The sequence below is a fragment of the Prevotella lacticifex genome, from assembly GCF_019973375.1.
Lineage (GTDB): Bacteria > Bacteroidota > Bacteroidia > Bacteroidales > Bacteroidaceae > Prevotella > Prevotella lacticifex.
Map to the genome: position 1 here is coordinate 493,762 of NZ_BPTV01000001.1, position 19,350 is coordinate 513,111.

A 19,350-nucleotide genomic window follows, 5' to 3' on the forward strand; every position below is an offset into this window, starting at 1 on the left:
ATGAACGAGCAAGTTAACGATAGTAAGTACAGCGACCTGCGCACGATAATGCACGAACGTGCCATCTGCGTGATTATTCCGACATACAATAATGGCGGAACCATCGGTCGCGTCGTCGACGAAGCTCTTCTCTATTGCGATGATATCATCGTTGTCAATGACGGCAGTGATGATACCACGGCCTCCATTCTATCGTCGAAGAAGGGCATTGATGTGGTGGCTTATGAACGGAACAGAGGCAAGGGATACGCCCTGAAACGGGGCATCGAGCGGGCTTTGGCACGCGGTTTCGCCTATGCCATAACTATGGATGGCGACGGACAGCACTCCGCTTCCGACATTCCCGCGTTCGTGGAGGCTAACAGACGGTGGCCGGGAAGCATCATCCTCGGCAACAGAAACAAGGCGAAGATTGTGCGGTCGAAGGGCAGCAGCTTTGCCAACAGCTTCTCCAACTTCTGGTTTTGCGTCCAGACACTGCACCGACTGCCCGATACGCAGACCGGTTTCCGGCTCTATCCGCTGAAGAAACTCTACGGCTACCGTCTTATGACCGCCCGCTATGAGGCCGAACTCGGACTCCTCGTCTTCGCCGCCTGGCACGGAGTGACAATCCATTCCATTCCCGTCGACGTGTACTATCCTCCCAAGGAAGAGCGCGTCAGCCACTTCCGGCCGGCCAAGGACTTCACCCGCATAAGCATTCTGAATACCATTCTTTGTATTCTTGCCGTCGTCTACGCACTCCCTCTGTTCGTTCTGCGGACCATGATGAAATGGTTGCGTGTGGCGGCAATGACCTCGATACTTGTCGCCGTCGTCGTAATCTTCTGGCCGTCACTGCTTTTATACACCAAGATTGGACCCATGACGGAGCGTAAGAGGTGGCGTCTGCACATGATAACATATCGTGTGGCGAGGCTTATAACAATGAAAATCGGGCTCCCCGGAGTCCATTTCACAATGACGGAGGATGCCTCTGCCGACTTCTCCCGCCCCTCGGTGATTATCTGCAACCATCAGTCGCATCTCGATTTGCCATACCTTTTAGCTCTGACACCGAAGATTATCTTCCTCACGAACAACTGGGTGTGGCACAGTAAACTGTTCGGATTCCTTATCCATGCGTCCGAATATTATCCTGCTGCCGCCGGAATAGAGAATCTTATGCCCCACTTTCAATCGCTTGTCGACCGTGGCTACAGCATCGCCATATTCCCTGAGGGTACCCGTTCGGCCGACTGTAGGATAGCACGGTTCCATCAAGGTGCCTTCTATGTTGCCGAACAGTTAGGCCTTGACATCCAAACGGTTATGCTCTATGGCGCAGGAAAGGTGCTGAGGAAGAAGCGGCATATTCCCCATCGGGGCCATATACATGTTGAGGTTGGACGACGGTACAGTCATTCCGAGCTGGAAGCGATTGGCAACCGACGTGCTCTGACGAAGTACTTCCACCGCCTCTATAGGCAGAGATATGATGAAATGTCAAATAAAATGGAACAGGATGCATAATCTCCACCATATAATCATAACCTTGGCGATGGCACTTCTGCCTCTGTGCAGCTCCGGACAAATAAACATCTGGAGTGGTACTGCCGTCCGACACGATGTGGAGATGACCCCATATCTTGCTCCTGGGCCCCATGCCCCGGCCGTTATCGTCTGTCCCGGAGGCAGCTATTTCTGGCACGATATGGACGGCGAGGGACGGCAGGTGGGCGAATGGCTCAGCCGAAACGGCATCTCAGCCTTTGTCCTCCGCTACCGCACGGCCTATGTACCGGCCTTTGTCACCCACTACCGGCTTCTCTTCCGCGGCAACCGCTATCCCGATTGTCTCAACGACCTGAGGCAGGCTCTGCGCATTGTGCGCCAAGGGGCCGGCAAATATGGTATCAACCCCAGTCGCATAGGGGTTATGGGATTCTCGGCCGGGGGCCATCTCGCCATGAGCTCCGTAGAACTTCTGCCGCGCGAAGAGTGGCCGGCGTTCGTCGTGCCGGTCTATCCTGTGGTCACAATGACGGCACCATGTGTTCATAAACGGTCGCGGCGCGGTCTGCTCGGTGACAGTCGGGAACACAACAGAAGGCTCTGCGACTCGCTGTCGATGGAGAAGCACGTCCCCGCCGGCTGTCCGCCGGTGTTCGTTGTCAACTGCAAAGACGACCCAATCGTCAACTATCATAATGCCGAACTCCTCGATTCGGCCCTCACCGCCAACCATGTGCCTCACCGGTACATACAGTATGCCACCGGCGGTCATGGCTTTGGAGCATCACAGACGAAAGGAACGGCTGAATGCCGCCAGTGGAAGGACGAATTCATCAGATGGTTCCGCGAAATCAGCCGTTAGGCTCTGACAGTCAGAGATATGCCGCCGGATGGTGGGGACATGACTCTACAGCGATACGGTTCCGGGGCTCCCGACGGTTGGAATCAATCCCCAAGATACTGAAATAAAGTCGGTTAACGATATAAGAACGAAATGAAACGACTCATACTCATACTTTATGACACATTCCATGCGCACCGCGGACTGATGTTTACGGTCCTTGCCGTGGTGACGGTGGTGCTCGGTGTGCTCATCCACCGCATCAGCTATAAGGAGGATATCACCGATTTCCTTCCTCTCAGCGGCAACGATCAGGAGGCCATGCGCATGTATCAGGGACTGTCGGGGGCTAACCGCATCATCGCCATCGTCGGTGCGAAAGGCGCGAAGAGTCCCGATGCCGACCGCCTCTGCGATGCTGCCGATGCCTTCGTGACCTCCATCGACGGCGAGAAGCTCAAGGCCACCTACACCATCGACCTCGACAAGATGTCGGATGTTGCCGCATTCGTCTACCGGAATATTCCTTATTTCCTCACCGATGCCGACTATCACCGCATGGACTCGCTCCTCCGGACTCACGATTATGTCGGCTCACAGCTCAATAACGACATGGAGATGCTGATGTTTCCGTCGGGCAGTATGCTCTCCGACAACATCGGGCGCGACCCGCTGAACCTCTTCACACCCGTGGTGGAACGTCTCAGCAATGGTGCACAGTCGTTGAACTACGAACTTTACAACGGGCATATCTTCACACCCGACATGAAGAATGCTGTCGTGATAATCGAATCGCCCTACGGTTCGAGCGAGACCGACAGGAACGGACAGCTCATCGAGCGGCTGACGGATTGCTCCGGCAAGGTGGAGAAGCAGTTCCCCGGTGTCAGTATCCGGTTTACGGGTGGTCCGGTGATAGCCGTCGACAATGCCGGTCAGATAAAATCGGACACCATTCTCTCCGTTTCCATCGCCATCGTGCTCATCCTCGTCCTCCTCGCAGTGGCTTTCCGCAACGTCCGAAATATCGGACTCATCGCCGTAACAATCATCTGGGGGTGGGTCTTCGCCCTCGGCTGTCTGTCGATAGTCCACAGCACAATATCGCTTATCGTCCTCGGTGTCTCGTCGATAATCATCGGTATAGCCGTCAACTATCCCCTGCATCTCGTCGCCCACCTCAATCACACCCCCGACATGCGGCAGGCACTGCGCGAGATTGTGGAACCCCTGCTCGTCGGAAACATCACCACCATCGGCGCCTTCCTGTGCCTTGTGCCGCTGAAGTCGGTCGCCCTGCGCGACCTCGGACTCTTCGCAGCTTTCCTGCTCATCGGTACCATACTCTTCGTCTTCGCCTTTCTGCCTCATTTCGTGAGGGTTAGCGCAGAGCCACGGACCGGGTGGCTGACGCGTCTCGGCAATGTGCAACTCGAGAATAAGCGCTGGATAGTTGTCGTGACGGCTGTTCTGACCCTCATTTTCGGCGTTCTGAGTCTTAATACGAAGTTCGATTCCGACATCTCGCATATCAATTATCTCACGAAGGAGCAGAAATCTAACCTCAGTTATCTCTCCTCTCTGCTGCGCAGCAACCCCAAGGAGAAAACCGTATATGCTGTTGCTGACGGCCGTTCGGCCGATGAGGCCCTCGCAGCCAATGAGAAGATGCAGACGGCCTTAGCCGGAATCAGTCGCGACAAGGCCGTCACCGGTGTCCACTCGCCGGCACAGTTTCTGCCCTCAAAGGCCGAACAGCACCGGCGTTTGGCCATGTGGAACAGCTTTGTGGACCGCTATGGCAAGACCATCCGCGATAATCTTGAATCCGCCGGGGCATCGTTAGGCTTCGGGTCCGGCTCGTTCAGCGATTTTTATGCAATCCTCTCGAAGAAATACACCGTCGAGAATATCGCCCATTTCGCTCCGCTTACCGACGGTCCACTGCGCCAAAACTACTACTACGACAAGTCGTCCGGCACATATAATATTATCACTCCCGTCACGGTAAGGGCCGACAGAGCCGGTGACGTGGCCGCCCACCTCGACAAGTCGCTTCCCTGCGGCTACAGTTTCGAGATTGGAGCACTGAATAAAGGCATTGCCAACAGCCTGTCCGACAACTTCAACTACATCGGTTGGGCATGCGGACTGATAGTCTTTTTCTTCCTTTGGCTGTCGTTCGGAAATATCGAGCTCGCGGCCCTCTCGTTCCTTCCGATGGCTGTCAGCTGGCTGTGGATTCTCGGACTGATGTCGTTGTTCGGCATACAATTCAACATCATAAACATCATTCTCGCCACATTCATCTTCGGACAAGGCGACGACTACACCATCTTCATCACCGAAGGCTGTCAGTATGAGTACGCTTACGGCCGGAAGATGCTCGCTTCCTACAAAAACAGCATTGTCATCTCGGCCATCATCATGTTCATTGGCATGGGCGTACTCGTCATCGCCCGCCATCCGGCACTGCGCTCCTTGGGCGAGGTGACCGTCGTCGGCATGTTCTCGGTAGTCCTCATGGCCTACCTGCTGCCGCCTTTCATCTTCAAGTGGATAACGCGGAAGAACGGGTCGCTGCGGCGTCGGCCGCTGACTGTCAGGTCGTTGCTTATGCCCCGCCGCTATCCCGACAGCTGTGAGGCGGGCCGGACGCACGACTACTATGCACGCTACGTGATGGATTGCTACTACTATTGTGGGGCCGACATCGTGAGGACGGTGAAGACAGCTCTGCGCAACCATACGGCCACCGCCGTACCGTCGCCTAATGGCACCATCACCGTCGACGGTGAATCGTATGGTGCCGTGGCCCTCGTCGAGGCCCTCATGCATCCTAAGGCTACCGTCATCGCCAGGACATTGGATGCCGACGATGCCGACGTGTGCCGCAATGTGGCTTGCAGGATAGCTGGAAATATCAGGATAGAAAGTAAATAACGAAACATCATAATCATAAAAATAAACTATATTATGGATGAAAATAAGATGAAGAACGATATAAGGAAGATGCTCGAGGATATACTCCCGCTCGTCGACTTTGACTCCGATTTCCTCTTTGCCGAACTCGACTCCTTGGGCATTACGGCCATACTTATGACTCTATCGAAGGCTTACGACATCGATTTGGAATCGCCCGACGTCACACCAAAGAACTTCAAGAACCTCGACAGTCTCGTACGGCTCGTCGAAACGAAGATTGCTGAGAAGAATGATCGTCAATAAAATGACAACCATCGAGCAGCAGGTGGAGCGTCACGCCCTCTCGACACCCGACAAACCCGCCGTAGTCAGTTGCGGAACGACGACCACCTATGCCCAGCTATGGGCCGATGTCTGCCGCCGCACCGACGAACTGAGAGCTGCCGCCGCACCGGGACGCCTGAACATCTTCCGCGCCACGGCCGACAAGAAATTCATCGTCGAGTATCTCTCTACCCATCGTGCCGGAATGGTGGCTATGCCCCTGGAGAAGGATTTGCCTGAGGCGCGGCTCACAGCTCTGCGAAACGAGTACGGCACGATGGTCCTGCCGCCGGCCGACGATGCCCTCGAGAGCATTGCCGACGTGCTCTTCACCACCGGCTCGACGGGGCGGCAGAAAGGGGTTATGGTGAGTTACCGCGCCATCATTGCCGATGCCGACAACCTCATCAGCTCGCAGGGGTTCACCACCGACACCACTTTTATAATATGCGGGCCGCTGAACCATATCGGCTCGCTGTCGAAAATATGGCCCGTGCTCGCCCTCGGCGGCACACTGGTGATAGTCGACGGCATGAAGGACATCAACTCGCTGCTCGGCCTCTTCGACCGTTCCGGTCAGCACCTTGCCACATTCATGGTGCCGGCGAGTCTGCGGATGATTCTACGTTTCGGCAGTAAGAGGATAAAGGAAGTGGCCAAAAACATCGATTTCATCGAGACTGGGGGCGCTGCTCTGTCACAGTCTGACATCGACGGACTCCGTCGTCTGCTGCCCGGAGTCCGACTCTACAACACCTATGCCTCCACTGAGACAGGCATCGTGACCACCGCCGACTTCAGTCAGGGTGCGTCTCCTGCCGGATGCACCGGCCGGCCGATGCGCAACTCCGCCGTGACGATTACCGCCGACGGACGGATAACGTGCAGCGGGGCGACGGTCATGAGCGGCTATCTCGGCGATGAGACCCTCACACGAGCCGTTCTCCACGGTGGCACGGTGGTCACCAACGACCTCGGCGAGATTGACAGCGACGGCCGGCTGCACATCAAAGGGCGGCAGAACGACGTGATAAACATCGGCGGATATAAGGTGTCGCCACAGGAAATAGAGGATGCCGCGAGTGATATTGAGGCCGTTGCCGACAGTATCTGCATCCCGTTCCACTCCGGTATCTTTGGCGACACGATGAAACTGATTTATGTCGTCAGTCCAGGCTGTATGCTTGGCAAGCGTGATGTGGCACGGGCCTTGGCCGCGAAGCTCGAAAGCTACAAGGTGCCGAGGGTCTTTGAGGAGGCCGGCAGCATCCGCCACACATTCAACGGCAAGCCCGACCGGCGGTTCTATCTTACTGGTGGCGACGAGAAGTCTGATGAATGACCGCTGGCGGCAGACATTTTTCCGTTCCGGAATTTGGCAGTCTGCGACAAAATAACTACTTTTGCGTTTACAGTCAGTGTGTTACGTAAAACCTCGAAGATATGAGCATACTAATTTTCCCCGACATCCATGGCCGCTCGTTCTGGCAGAAACCCCTTGACGATGTTATCCGTCACCGCCGCCATTTCGACTCGATAGTGTTCATGGGCGACTATTTCGACCCCTACGACAGTGAGGGTATCGACGAGAGCGAGGCCATAGCCAACTGGCACCGGCTCTTCGCTACCGTCAGCGATGGTGTCCTCGGCTGTCAGCCAGTATTCCTCCTTGGCAATCACGATGCTCATTACGCCAACCCAGTATTCTCGGCTTTTGCCGGCGGCAGCCGACTGTCGCGTCGCTATTTCGATGCTATCAAGGCCATCTTCGCTGGCAATGAGAGTCTGTTCCGGGTGGCTTACGATACGATGGTGGGGCCGAAACGGGTGCTCTTCACCCATGCAGGTGTCAACCGCGAGTGGGTTGAGCGCCACGGCGAGTTGCTGAAACCGCTGAGTGCCGACAGCATCAACGCGCTGATGAACACCCAGGACGGGTGGTTCGCCCTCTCCGATGTGGGACGGATGCGCGGCGGTGAGCGTCCGACGGGAGGTCCGCTGTGGGCCGATGTAGCCGAACATTACGATGCCGACGGCCATCCGTACACCATCGACGGTTACGACTATGAGGTCTTTGCACACAGTCAGCGTAGGAACGACCCCATCATCAACAGCCATTTTGCCATGCTCGATGTCCGCCGTCCATTCGTTCTTGCCGACGACGGCACTGTCCACGAGTACGGCGACGATATGTAATAGGTGATCATTCTGACCTGTCTCCTCCGTTTTAATCCCCGAATCAATAGTAAAAATATTTCATATTTAAGGACTTCCTTATCTTTCTTCGTAACTATCTAATAATCAAATAGATGGAGATAAGGCCCATTTTGCGTTCTGAAACGGCCCGTTTTAGACGCTGAAATGGCCCGAATTGGAACGCAAAACGGCCCGTTTCAGACGATGAAACGGCATATATGGCAAAGCTGTTAATATTTTTCGCTAATGTTGAATGGTTTGGAGTTTGAAATAACCATGAACATTAGACTCCGCTTTCTTGAATATTGAATTGTTGTGAGTGAATCGTGAATTAACCGAGAATAATGAATGTATGCGAAATGTGTGGTTAATTCGTGAAGATTGTTGTTTACATTAATTCCTGTAAACTTCCAATAAATTATTCCGGAACGGTAGGTGATACGTATTAGGGGCGGCATCATCAAATCCTTTTCCGGCACTGTTAGCGTCGGCGCGATGTGTGAATCGTGTGCTGCTGTGTGGCGAAAAGGGATTTGGCGATGCCGCCCCTAACAATAAATTATTGCCGGACGACGGCTGCTGCCTGTGGTTGATGCGCGAGACAGCGGGGGCGCCGGCTTAGCGTTTCTTGTATTCCTTCAGACCGTTGTCGAGGAACTCGAGGAATCCCGGAATGTCCTCCTTGTAGACGAACGAGCCGCTGAGAGGCATGCCGTTGTTGTCGAGCGTGACGTAGTAAGGCTGGGCCAGATAACCGAACTTCGTCTGTTCGAGCCAGCTCCACTTGTCGCCTACGGTACGCAGTTTGCGGGTGTTGCCCTTCGAGTCCTTCACCTCGATAGGCTTAGCCAACGGAGTCTTGTCGTCGACATAGAGCGATATGAGTACGTAATCGTCGTTGAGACGCTTCTGTACCTCCGGGTCGGTCCAGACGGCAGCCTCCATCTTACGGCAGTTGACGCATCCGAAACCGGTGAAATCGAGCATTACGGGCTTGTGCTGAGCTTTGGCTGCGGCCATACCTTCCTCGTAAGAGGTGTACTTAGCCTTCACTTCCTCAGTCTTGTTGAGGTTGAAGTCCTGAGTGTACATGGGCGGAGCAAATGCCGAGACGGCCTTGCAGGGAGCGCCCCACAGTCCCGGAACCATGTAGACGGCGAAGGCCAGGGAGCACAGACCGAGCATGATGCAGGCCACGGGCTGCGCTTTCGGGTTGTCGCCGTCGGAACGGAAGTGCAGGATTCCGAGGAGATAGAGTCCCATGAGCGTGAAGATGGCTATCCACAGGGCGAGGAATGTCTCGCGGTCGAGGAGTCCCCATCCGTAGGCGAGGTCGGCAACGGAGAAGAATTTCAGAGAGAAGGCCAGTTCGACGAATCCGAGTACCACCTTCACCGTGTTCATCCACGAGCCCGACTTCGGGGCTTTCTTCATCCAGCTTGGGAACATCGCAAAGAGGGTGAAGGGCAGAGCCAACGCCAGGGCGAAGCCGAACATGCCGATGGCCGGTGCCACCCAGTTGTTGCTTGTGGCTGCCTGGACGAGAAGCAGACCGACAACAGGCGCTGTGCAGGAGAAACTGACGAGCGAGAGGGTGAAGGCCATAAGGAAGATCGACAGCAGACCGGTCGTGGCCGAGGCCTTAGAGTCGACCTTGTTGCCCCACGACGATGGCAGGGCGAGCTCGAACATCCCGAAGAAACTCAGGGCGAAGACAACTAAAAGGAGGAAGAAGAAAATATTGAATGGTGCGTTTGTCGACATCTCGTTGAGCGTCTGTGGACCAAAGAGTGCCGTGATGACAAGCGCCAGGGTCATATATATAATAATGATGGATATTCCGTAGATGATGGCGTCGCGCACGCCCTTTCCTTTTTCGCCCGAACGGTGGAGAAAGAAGCTCACCGTCATCGGGATGATTGGCCAGACGCATGGTGTGAAGAGTGCGATGATACCACCGAGGAGTCCCATGAGGAATATGTACCACAGCGATTTGCCCTCGGTGTCGGGCTGATAAGCTTTCATCTTGTCGATGACCGGAGTCCAGAGCTGGTCGCCGATGGAGGCCGTCGCCGTGTCGGCGGGCTGAGCCTGGGCCGCTGCGGCTACAGAGTCCTGGGCCTCACCGGCAGGCGTTGCGGCGGCACTGTCGGCAGGAGATGCATCGTCGGCAGTGGCGGCAGCAGTCTCGTCGGTGGCTGCGGGGGCATCCTTAGGACCGTTGCCCTTATAGTTGAAGTCGACCGACTGCGGCGGCATGCACATCTCGTCGTTGCAGGTGCCATACTCGAGATAGCCGTTGATGCTGTAGGTCTTGCCGGTAATCTTGAACCGCTGGACGAATTGCACGTGATGCTCGAAGTAGCGGACGCGCATGCCGAAGATTGGGTCGTCGATGTTTATCTCCTTTCCCGAGTGGCGCAGCGGACCTTCAGCCTTGGCTCCCACGGCTTTCTCTACATTTAATGATGCTGAGATGGGACCGCCATCGGGTAGGGCGGTGGAGTAGACATGCCATCCGTTGTTTATGGTGCCGGTGAAGACAACATCGACTTCGGACGGTGAAACTTGTTTCTGTGCAACAGTGAAATGCACAGGATTGCCTTGCCCCCAGCTTAGTGCGCTGATGAGTAAAAGGGCAAGTGACATGAATGCTTTTTTAAACATTTTACAGTAAACCTTTCTTGTTTATGTGCTGTTGATATAAAAGATTGTGCAAAATTAGGAAATTATTTTTGTTTATTCATATTAATTGATGTAATTTTGTGGCTAAAATAGAAAAAAAAAGATGAAAAAAATTAGCAAACTGCTTTTCTGCGGTATTTTCGCAGTCGCTGCTCTTGCCCTTGCCTCCTGCGGTAAGGACTCCTTCCACGTCGAGGGAACGGTCACGGGCGCTAAGGACAGCATTCTCTACTTTGAGCACAACGGTCTCGATGGATTCGCCGTTCTCGACTCAACGAAACTCGATGAAAACGGCAATTTTAGCTTTAGTGGCGACAAAGCCGACGCACCGGAGTTCTACCGTCTGCGCATCGACGGTCAGATTATCAACATTGCCATTGACTCTACCGAGACTGTAAACGTCAAGGCTAAATATCCCGGCATGGCTACCGACTATGATGTCAAGGGGTCTTACGAGAATGAGAAGATTCGTGAGCTCGCTCTTATGCAGATAAATCTTCAGGCACAGTGCCAGGCTGCTTATGCCAATGGTGCTTCCGACTCTACCGTCAATGCCATGATAAGCCGTTATAAGGAGAATGTTGAGCGCAACTACATCTTCAGAGAACCGATGAAAGCGTATGCTTATTTCGCCCTGTTCCAGTATATCGTCATCAATAATCAGCCGGTAATGATATTTGATCCTGCCGGTAACGCGCAGGACAACAAGGTGTTCGGTGCCGTGGCAACGAGCTGGGATACTTTCTATCCCAACTCTGAGCGGGGCAAGAATCTGCACAATATCACTATCCGCGGAATGAGAAACGCCCGCATCATTGAGAATAACGAACGCGAACAACAGCAGACAGCCGCTGAGGCTAAGAACATGAAGGTCAGCGAGACGGGCATCATCGACATGTCGCTCTATGACCGTAATGATGTGCTCCACAGACTCTCCGACCTCAAGGGACAGGTGGTGCTGCTCTACTTCAATATGTTCTCGGCCGACGGCTCGCAGCAGGCTGTCATGCAACTCCGCGACTTGTACAATAAATATCATGCCCGTGGGTTTGAGATTTATATGGTTGGACTCGACGACAACAAGTCGTTCTGGATATCGCAGGTGAGCGCTCTGCCGTGGATTAACGTCTTCGACGACCACGGGGCCAGTCAGGCTTATCTCGCCGCCACACCTGGTCTGCCCTATTATTTCATCATTGACCGTGGCAACAACATTGTAAAGAAGGCTGCCGACGTGAAGGACCTCGACAAGGAAATCCAGTCGCTGCTGTAAAAGAAAAATCGTTTATGAGAGAAAGTAGAGAACGTCATATACTTTACATCTGCCTGATTTTGGCACTCGTGCCGGTGCTCTTGTTCCGCGATTTCACGTCGTCGAACGAGTTGCGCTATCTGAGCATCGCCGATGAGGCACTGCGCAACCATGTGTTTTTTGCCTTTACGAACCATGGTGAGCCCTTCGTCGACAAACCGCCACTTTACTTGTGGATCGTGATGCTCTGCCGATGGCTCACCGGCGGACACTATATGACGCTCTTGGGACTGTTCTCTCTCGTTCCGGCAATAATCATCGCGAGGGTCATCGACCGCTGGACGGTCCACGATATGGACGGGGTCGGACGGTCGATGGCACGGCTGATGCTCATCACCAGCGGCATATTCTTCGTCTCGGCGGTAACGATACGGATGGATATGCTTATGAGTCTGTTCATCGTCCTGGCCCTCTACGAGTTCTGGATGATGCAGAGCGGAGAGCCGGGCACTGCCCGCTGCCGCTGGCGATTCCCAATCTACATCTTTTTGGCGATGTTCACGAAGGGTCCTCTCGGCCTTATCATCCCGTTGGCAGTAACTGCCGCATACCTCGCAGTGTCGGGACGCCTGAACCGGTTCTTCCGTTATTGGAGCTGGCGCACGTGGTCTGTGCTTATCGTCCTCGTGGCTGCATGGCTCACGGCTGTCTATGCCGAGGGTGGAGCAGGATTCCTGCGCGAGTTCGTTGAGAATCAGTTGGTTGACCGCACCTTCGATGCCACACGCCATGTGCAGCCGTTCTACTACTATCTGCTGACCATCTGGTACATCCTTGCGCCGTGGTCGCTGCTTATCATCGGCATCAATCTCGCGTCGCTGAGGCACTCGGTGGTAAAGAGCGGCATCCAGACCTTCTTTCTGACAGCATCGTTTGCTATCTTCGTCGTGCTGTCGTGTGTAGGTTCAAAGATGCAGATCTACATGCTTCCGGCCGTTCCCTTCATGGTTTATTCGGCCGCAATGTTCACCCCTCGCTACCACGGCAGCAAGTGGATAAGGACATCCATCGCCATCCCCGCGCTGATGATTCTCCTCGCTTTGCCCGTGCTTATATGGGCGGCATCGCGGTTCCCGAGTATCGACTACCTCAACAACGGCCTCTTCTATGCCGCTGCCACGGTGCTGTCGCTGTCGGGAGGCAACGTCCTTTACCACCTTTATAATAAGGCTCAGCCCGAGAATCTCGCGCAGATTATACGTCGGATGGCCGGTGGAATAGGCCTTGCGGTGTTCGTGGCCGCCTGGGCTCTGCCGGCAGCAAGTTCCGACCTCGGTTATGGCAAGCTCTGCGAGGAAGCCATGAAGGTTTCCGATACCACACATATCGGGTCGGTACACGCGTGGCGCCTCGACCATGCCGCCAACATGGACGCATACCTCGGCAAGCAGATTACTGCCGAGGACGACCGTAGTGTGCCTCAATTGGCTGGCAAAGGGGCTCCCTTCATCCTCCTCACGAGGAAGGAAGACGCTAAGAGTCTGAACGCTAAGGATGTGCATGTCGTAGGTGCTTTCGCTGTCGTCGTGTGCAATCAGAAGTAAGCTTTGGAGGCTATCGTGGCGCATATTGCGTGCGCCTCCATTGTCGTAGAGTGCAATCAGAAGTGACTTCGTGGCGACTCACCCGACGAAAAAAATCGCAGCGGAAACGAAAATAAATAGCAAAACATTCGTTTATCTCGCTGAAACTCATTAAATTTGCACGATTTTAATTATGCGGAAGGGGAAAAACGCCATTGGCACATGTCTCTTCCAAAGATGATTTTGGTCAAAACAATAAGTATTTTTTATTTTTTCGATGAACGTAATTACGAAAACAGTTCAATTGCCAGATGGCAGGACCATCTCAATTGAGACCGGAAAGGTTGCGAAACAAGCCGACGGAGCCGCTGTCTTGCGGATGAACAACACCGTCCTTCTTGCTACCGTTTGCGCAGCCAAAGAGGCAGTTCCGGGCACAGACTTCATGCCTTTGCAAGTTGATTATCGCGAGCAGTACTCTGCCGCAGGCCGTTTCCCAGGTGGATTCACCAAGCGCGAAGGCAAAGCCAACGACGATGAGATTCTTACATCACGCCTTGTTGACCGCGTACTGCGGCCTTTATTCCCCTCCGACTACCACTGCGAGGTTTACGTGCAGGTGATGCTCCTGTCAGCTGACGGAGTAGACCAGCCCGACGCTCTCGCCGGATTTGCAGCTTCGGCAGCAATGGCTTGCTCCGACATTCCAATCGAGTGCCCCATCAGTGAGGTGCGTGTAGCACGCATCAACGGTGAGTATGTCGTTGACCCGACATTCGAGCAGATGAAGAATGCCGACATGGACATCATGGTTGGAGCCACAAAGGACAACATCATGATGGTCGAGGGCGAGATGGATGAGGTCTCAGAGCAGGACCTTATCGGTGCTCTGAAGGCAGCACACGAGGCCATTAAGCCAATGTGCGTGCTCCAGGAGGAGCTCTCTAAGGAGCTCGGCACCGATGTTAAACGCGAGTACGACGACGAGACTAACGACGAGGAGCTGCGCCAGCAGGTCCGCGAACAGACATACGACAAGTGCTATGCAGAGGCTCAGTCGGGTGATGCCGATAAGAAGCACCGCGAGGAAACCTACGACAACATTAAGCAGGAGTTCGTCGATGCCTACGATGCTCAGCACACAGACCTCAGCGAGGAGGACCTCGAGGAGAAGCATGCTGAAATCGACCGCTACTTCGCTGACGTTCAGCGCGATTCGATGCGCCGCAGCGTCCTCGATACAGGAAAGCGTATGGACGGCCGTGCTTGCAACGAGATTCGTCCTATCTGGTGCGAGGTGAGCCCACTGCCAATGCCTCACGGAAGCGCTATCTTCCAGCGCGGTGAGACAATGTCGCTCTCGACCTGTACCCTCGGCACCAAGCTCGACGAGAAGATGGTCGACGATGTGCTCAACAAGAGCTATCAGCGCTTCCTCCTCCACTATAACTTCCCACCGTTCTGCACCGGCGAGGCAAAGGCTCAGCGCGGCGTAGGCCGTCGTGAGATTGGTCACGGCCATCTGGCTTGGAGAGCCCTGAAGGGTCAGATTCCTGAGGACTTCCCTTATACCGTCCGTCTGGTGTCGCAGATTCTCGAGTCGAACGGCTCGTCGTCGATGGCTACAGTGTGCGCAGGTACACTCGCACTCATGGACGCCGGCGTTCCAATGAAGAAGCCTGTCAGTGGTATCGCTATGGGTCTTATCAAGAACCCGGGTGAGGACAAGTATGCTATCCTCTCCGATATCCTTGGCGACGAGGACCATCTCGGCGACATGGACTTCAAGACCACCGGTACAAAGGATGGTCTGACAGCTACTCAGATGGATATCAAGTGCGACGGACTGTCGTTCGAGATCCTCGAGAAAGCCCTCATGCAGGCTAAGGAAGGCCGCGAGTATATCCTCGGCAAGCTCACCGACACCATCGCTGAGCCACGCAAGGAACTCAAGCCTCAGGTTCCCCGTATCGAGGCCTTCGACATTCCTAAGGAGTTCATCGGTGCCGTCATCGGCCCGGGTGGAAAGATTATCCAGCAGATGCAGGAGGATACCGGTGCTACAATCACCATCGACGAGACCGACGGTGTGGGCAAGGTGCAGGTCAGCGCTCCTAACAAGGAGAGCATCGACGCAGCCATGGCCAAGATTCGCGCTATCGTCGCTGTCCCTGAGGTTGGTGAGACCTACGATGGTATCGTGAAGAGCATCATGCCTTACGGATGCTTCGTTGAGATTCTTCCGGGTAAGGAAGGACTCCTCCACATCTCCGAGATCGCATGGAAGCGCCTTGAGACCGTCGAGGAGGCTGGCATCAAGGAGGGTGACCACATTCAGGTTAAGCTCCTCGAGATTGATCCTAAGACAGGAAAGTACAAGCTCTCTCACCGTGTGCTTGAGGACAAGCCGGAAGGTTATGTAGAGCGTCCGCGCCGTCCTCGTGGCGAGCGTGGTGAGCGTGGTGACCGCCGTCCACGTGGCGACCGCCGTCCGCGCCGTGAGAACAACGAGCATAACGACAACGATTAAAATTCCTCGAACCCGGAATTTATCACAGAGTCCCGCAGACCACACGTTGGTTTGTGGGACTTTTCTTTTCCTATCGGGTATCTTCTGCGGATTGGTGTTAATTGCGCTCCGGGCTTATCGGATGTTATTCGGTATCCTTGTTTGCCGATAAAGATGCACAGGCCTCCGCATTCAAGCCCTACAATGGATGTTGTTTGACATCCTTTTCTACCGAAATGGAATATGTATGTTGACGACCGGAATGACTGAAAAGAACGATTATTAGGGTTCAGTAATAATCATGTCGGGTTAGGTTGATTGTCATTTCGCTGCAAGGTTATAAAACTTTTTTCTCGATTCCAAATTTTCGGGGTATAGAAAGGAGGGTAGTTCGTAGGGTAGGAGTTGTGTCGGACCCAGCTCCTATATAATAATGTGTGTTCAAAATGCGGACCGTGATGCCACATTTTCATTGTCCTTGGGGAATGAAATTTGATCAACTGAAAATATCCGGTGCGCTCTTCTTTCAATCATTATTTTCTGCGGCCGTACTACGACCAAATTATCGCCCCCACACAACAAAAGCCGATGTTAAGCGTTTTCTTTTTAGGAAATGATAAAACGTGGAATCATATTATTGGCTGCTGCGTTCATGCTCGCCGGTATCCAGTGCAGTGCCCAGAGCCACGCCGAAGTGCTGAAGCGCATGCTCCACTACGGCGAAACCCACGTTGTGCCTGCCGGCGACACCCTCACGACGAATGTCTACAGCAAATACACGATAAATATCGGGCGCCGCAACGTCCTTCTCAGTGTCGTTCCGACGATGTTCTACCTCCTCCGCGACGGCCAGCGCAACCATCTCTCGGAGAGCTACAGCCGCGTTGTCACTAACGGTAAGGATATTGACACTCACCGCTATCTGCATCTAAGCACCATCTATCACCGCCACAACACCCTGCCGCCGATGGAGAAATACGTCACTCCGCGCCTCTATGAGGAGAAACTCTTTGCCGATGCCATACTCTCGCCAGCCAACTACCACAACCGGAAGTACTACCGCTACCGTATGCGCGACAACGGCGACGGCACGTCATACGTCAGCATAAGTTCCCGCCACCGCAACACCCAGCTCATCCGCCGTGGTTATGCCATCGTCGACAATGCCACAGGCCGCATCTCGGAGTTTTCTTTCGAAGGCGAATACGACATGATACGGTCGGTGCTCCATTGCACGATGCGCGACGACAGTATCTCCGTGATGCCACTGAACTGCGACGTTCAGGCAAAGTTCTCGTTCATGGGCAACAAAATTAAGGTCCATCTCATCACGATGTACGGCCAAAAGGTCGAAATGCCCGATTCCATCGAGGATAGCGACGACAGCACTCTCATGAGCCGGGTGCGCCCCATACCGCTTACCGATGAGGAGGAACGGATAAAGGAGGACTACTACAAGCGGCACGCGAAGGCCCGCTCCGACACTGCGACTACATCCGACGGACACAAGAAACGCAACTGGGCCAAGCACATAATGTGGGACATCGTCGGCGACAATATCCTGAACAAGATTAAGACCAATATCGGTGGCGAGGAGAAAGGACAGATACGCATTGGCCCTATCTTCAATCCGCTCTACTTCGGCTATACCGCCCACAAGGGAGTCATATACCGTTTCGACATCAAATCGTTCTATAATTTCACACCGAACAGCGACATTACGGCACGGCTGAAACTCGGCTATTCCTTCAAGCAGAAGCAGCTGTTCTACAAAATCCCCGTTCAATGGAACTTCGACAAGTGCCATAACGGATACATTCTTGTCGAATTCGGTAACGGAAACAGAATTTCCAATTCCCGCGTCCTCGACAATATCAAGACAATCCATCATGCCGATTCCATCGACTGGAACGCCATGCACCTCGATTACTTCCGCGACACCCGGTTCCATTTGGGATTCAATATCGACGTAATCAAGAATACGTTGGGCATCGAGACCGGTTTCACCAAGCACCGCCGTTCGGCAGTCGACCGTAAAGGCTTCGAGGCTGCCGGTCGCCCCGCCGTCTACAAGACTTTTGCCCCGTTCCTTCAGCTCCAGTACCGGCCGCTGACCGACCGTGTGCCGTTGGTGATTACGACGCAGTGGGAACACGGAATCAAGCACTTCGGCGGACAGATAGCCTACGACCGCTTCGAGTTCGACGGACAGTACGTCCTCGACATGCCGCGGATGCGCAGCTGGCAGCTGCGGTCGGGATTCGGGTTCTACACTCATAAAGGCCACGATGACTACTTCCTCGACTACCACAACTTCCACGAGGACTATATTTCTTTAGGGTGGGAAGACCGCTGGTCGGGCGAGTTCGAGATGCTCAACGCCAACTGGTACAACGCCTCCGACTACTACTTCCGTGCCAACGCCACCTACGAGTCGCCGTTGCTTTTCCTGTCGTTCTGTCCCATCGTAGGCCAAATCGTCGAAAAAGAGCGCATCTACCTCAGTGCCCTCGCCGTCCGCGGCCTCCTGCCCTACGTTGAGGCCGGCTACGGATTCACCAACAGGGCGTTCTCCATGGGCATCTTCACCGGCTGGAGCAAATATGGATTTGAGGGTGTCGGCATGAAATTCGGCTTCGAACTGTTCAACAACTATTAGGTCTGCAGCCACGCCCGATTACTTTTGCCGCAGCGCCCGAAAGTTATGAACTCGACGACTGACGCACTGAAAGCCCGGCGGAAAGTCCCGGCTGCCGTCCCTCGGCCTCCCCTCGCCACAGTCACTGCCGCCTCGGCACCCTTCCAGCCGGCATCAGCTATGGCTACGGCCGCACCACATCGTCGAAGTGCTTCTTAGCCCATCCAATGAGTTGTTCGATGACCGGAATGAGCGATTTGCCGACATCGGTGAGGCGATACTCCACACGTGGCGGTACCTCGGGGTAGACCGTACGGTCGACGAGGTGGCTCTCCCTCAGCTCCTTGAGCGTCTTCGACAGCATCTTCTGCGAGCAGTCGACCATGTGGGCGTGCAGTTCGTTGAAGCGCATCACCCCCGTTGCGCTCGCGTCCAACGAGTATATCACGAGCATTGACCACTTGTCGCCAAACCGACTTATCACCTGGCGGATGGGGCAGGTGAGATATTCCGGGTTGATTTCTTTCTTCGTCATAATCGCTTGTATCTTCCTATTTGACGCAAAAGTAACCAAAAGTTACCAAACGGCAAAAGACTGAAGGGTTAAAGCAAGTTAACTGTAGCCCCGTTTCCTCCCCTTTGCATCCGTTTCCTACTAAAAAAAGTGAGTAAGCCACATCGGGTTCTCATTTTTAGGACACCCAAATTCGTTTAATTTCTGTGTCTATGGATGCTCACTCAATATTAAAACAAACGATATATTCAGACCAGAAACCAATAACGCACTTCCTGTCAGCGCCGAGGACTCGGGCCTTTGCCGCCTTCGTCGGCTCTTGGCGCTCTCGTGTGTCATGAAGGACAACAGCCCTACAGTATCAAACAGGGCGATGAACGTCATCG

12 protein-coding genes are annotated in these 19,350 nt (G+C 54.2%); 10 read left to right on the plus strand and 2 right to left on the minus strand.

Annotation, left to right across the window (positions count from 1 at the left end):
* From LDN30_RS01885 to LDN30_RS01910, 6 genes are all read left to right on the plus strand, one after another.
* A complete protein-coding gene (locus LDN30_RS01885) occupies positions 1–1,515 on the plus strand; it encodes a glycosyltransferase (RefSeq protein ID WP_223928577.1) in 1,515 nt (504 codons plus the stop codon).
* 28 nt (positions 1,516–1,543) lie between these two features.
* A complete protein-coding gene (locus LDN30_RS01890; RefSeq protein ID WP_223929416.1) occupies positions 1,544–2,359 on the plus strand; it encodes an alpha/beta hydrolase in 816 nt (271 codons plus the stop codon).
* 132 nt (positions 2,360–2,491) lie between these two features.
* Entirely contained in the window at positions 2,492–5,281 is a 2,790-nt protein-coding gene (locus tag LDN30_RS01895; RefSeq protein ID WP_223928578.1) for an MMPL family transporter, read from the plus strand.
* Positions 5,282–5,329: 48 nt separating this feature from the next.
* Positions 5,330–5,566: a phosphopantetheine-binding protein gene (locus LDN30_RS01900; RefSeq protein ID WP_223926986.1), complete on the plus strand. Its 237-nt coding sequence runs from the start codon at positions 5,330–5,332 to the stop codon at positions 5,564–5,566.
* Complete coding sequence (locus tag LDN30_RS01905; RefSeq protein WP_223926881.1) at positions 5,553–6,929, plus strand: class I adenylate-forming enzyme family protein; 1,377 nt, start codon at positions 5,553–5,555, stop codon at positions 6,927–6,929. Before LDN30_RS01900 ends, LDN30_RS01905 begins: the two co-directional genes overlap by 14 nt.
* Before the next feature lie 101 nt (positions 6,930–7,030).
* Positions 7,031–7,783 carry a metallophosphoesterase gene (locus LDN30_RS01910; RefSeq protein WP_223926882.1) on the plus strand — a complete coding sequence of 251 codons (753 nt, stop codon included), beginning with the start codon at positions 7,031–7,033 and terminating at the stop codon, positions 7,781–7,783.
* 618 nt (positions 7,784–8,401) lie between these two features.
* On the opposite strand, the gene LDN30_RS01915 is transcribed toward LDN30_RS01910, so the two are convergent.
* Positions 8,402–10,450 carry a protein-disulfide reductase DsbD family protein gene (locus LDN30_RS01915; protein ID WP_223926883.1) on the minus strand — a complete coding sequence of 683 codons (2,049 nt, stop codon included), beginning with the start codon at positions 10,448–10,450 and terminating at the stop codon, positions 8,402–8,404.
* Positions 10,451–10,571: 121 nt separating this feature from the next.
* Between LDN30_RS01915 and LDN30_RS01920 the strand changes: the two genes are divergently transcribed.
* The 4 genes from LDN30_RS01920 (at position 10,572) to LDN30_RS01935 (ending at position 18,471) form a co-directional block, all read left to right on the plus strand.
* The gene (locus tag LDN30_RS01920; RefSeq protein WP_223926884.1) at positions 10,572–11,741 is read left to right on the plus strand and encodes a TlpA disulfide reductase family protein; all 1,170 of its coding nucleotides are present in this window, start codon (positions 10,572–10,574) and stop codon (positions 11,739–11,741) included.
* Positions 11,742–11,755: 14 nt separating this feature from the next.
* A complete protein-coding gene (locus tag LDN30_RS01925) occupies positions 11,756–13,324 on the plus strand; it encodes an ArnT family glycosyltransferase (protein ID WP_223926885.1) in 1,569 nt (522 codons plus the stop codon).
* 256 nt (positions 13,325–13,580) lie between these two features.
* Complete coding sequence (pnp, locus tag LDN30_RS01930) at positions 13,581–15,833, plus strand: polyribonucleotide nucleotidyltransferase (protein WP_223926886.1); 2,253 nt, start codon at positions 13,581–13,583, stop codon at positions 15,831–15,833.
* A gap of 592 nt (positions 15,834–16,425) precedes the next feature.
* The gene (locus LDN30_RS01935; RefSeq protein ID WP_223928579.1) at positions 16,426–18,471 is read left to right on the plus strand and encodes a DUF5686 family protein; all 2,046 of its coding nucleotides are present in this window, start codon (positions 16,426–16,428) and stop codon (positions 18,469–18,471) included.
* Positions 18,472–18,634: 163 nt separating this feature from the next.
* On the opposite strand, the gene LDN30_RS01940 is transcribed toward LDN30_RS01935, so the two are convergent.
* Positions 18,635–18,985, minus strand: coding sequence for a winged helix-turn-helix transcriptional regulator (locus tag LDN30_RS01940; protein ID WP_223928580.1), 351 nt, complete (start codon positions 18,983–18,985; stop codon positions 18,635–18,637).
* Positions 18,986–19,350: the final 365 nt, after the last annotated feature.

Excerpts from the sequence above, each read along its gene's own strand:
- LDN30_RS01885 (WP_223928577.1), top strand. The coding sequence starts at position 1 with ATGAACGAGCAAGTTAACGATAGTAAGTACAGCGACCTGCGCACGATA.
- LDN30_RS01890 (WP_223929416.1), top strand. The coding sequence starts at position 1,544 with ATGGCACTTCTGCCTCTGTGCAGCTCCGGACAAATAAACATCTGGAGT.
- LDN30_RS01895 (WP_223928578.1), top strand. The coding sequence starts at position 2,492 with ATGAAACGACTCATACTCATACTTTATGACACATTCCATGCGCACCGC.
- LDN30_RS01900 (WP_223926986.1), top strand. The coding sequence starts at position 5,330 with ATGAAGAACGATATAAGGAAGATGCTCGAGGATATACTCCCGCTCGTC.
- LDN30_RS01905 (WP_223926881.1), top strand. The coding sequence starts at position 5,553 with ATGATCGTCAATAAAATGACAACCATCGAGCAGCAGGTGGAGCGTCAC.
- LDN30_RS01910 (WP_223926882.1), top strand. The coding sequence starts at position 7,031 with ATGAGCATACTAATTTTCCCCGACATCCATGGCCGCTCGTTCTGGCAG.
- LDN30_RS01915 (WP_223926883.1), bottom strand. The coding sequence starts at position 10,450 with ATGTTTAAAAAAGCATTCATGTCACTTGCCCTTTTACTCATCAGCGCA.
- LDN30_RS01920 (WP_223926884.1), top strand. The coding sequence starts at position 10,572 with ATGAAAAAAATTAGCAAACTGCTTTTCTGCGGTATTTTCGCAGTCGCT.
- LDN30_RS01925 (WP_223926885.1), top strand. The coding sequence starts at position 11,756 with ATGAGAGAAAGTAGAGAACGTCATATACTTTACATCTGCCTGATTTTG.
- pnp (WP_223926886.1), top strand. The coding sequence starts at position 13,581 with ATGAACGTAATTACGAAAACAGTTCAATTGCCAGATGGCAGGACCATC.
- LDN30_RS01935 (WP_223928579.1), top strand. The coding sequence starts at position 16,426 with ATGATAAAACGTGGAATCATATTATTGGCTGCTGCGTTCATGCTCGCC.
- LDN30_RS01940 (WP_223928580.1), bottom strand. The coding sequence starts at position 18,985 with ATGACGAAGAAAGAAATCAACCCGGAATATCTCACCTGCCCCATCCGC.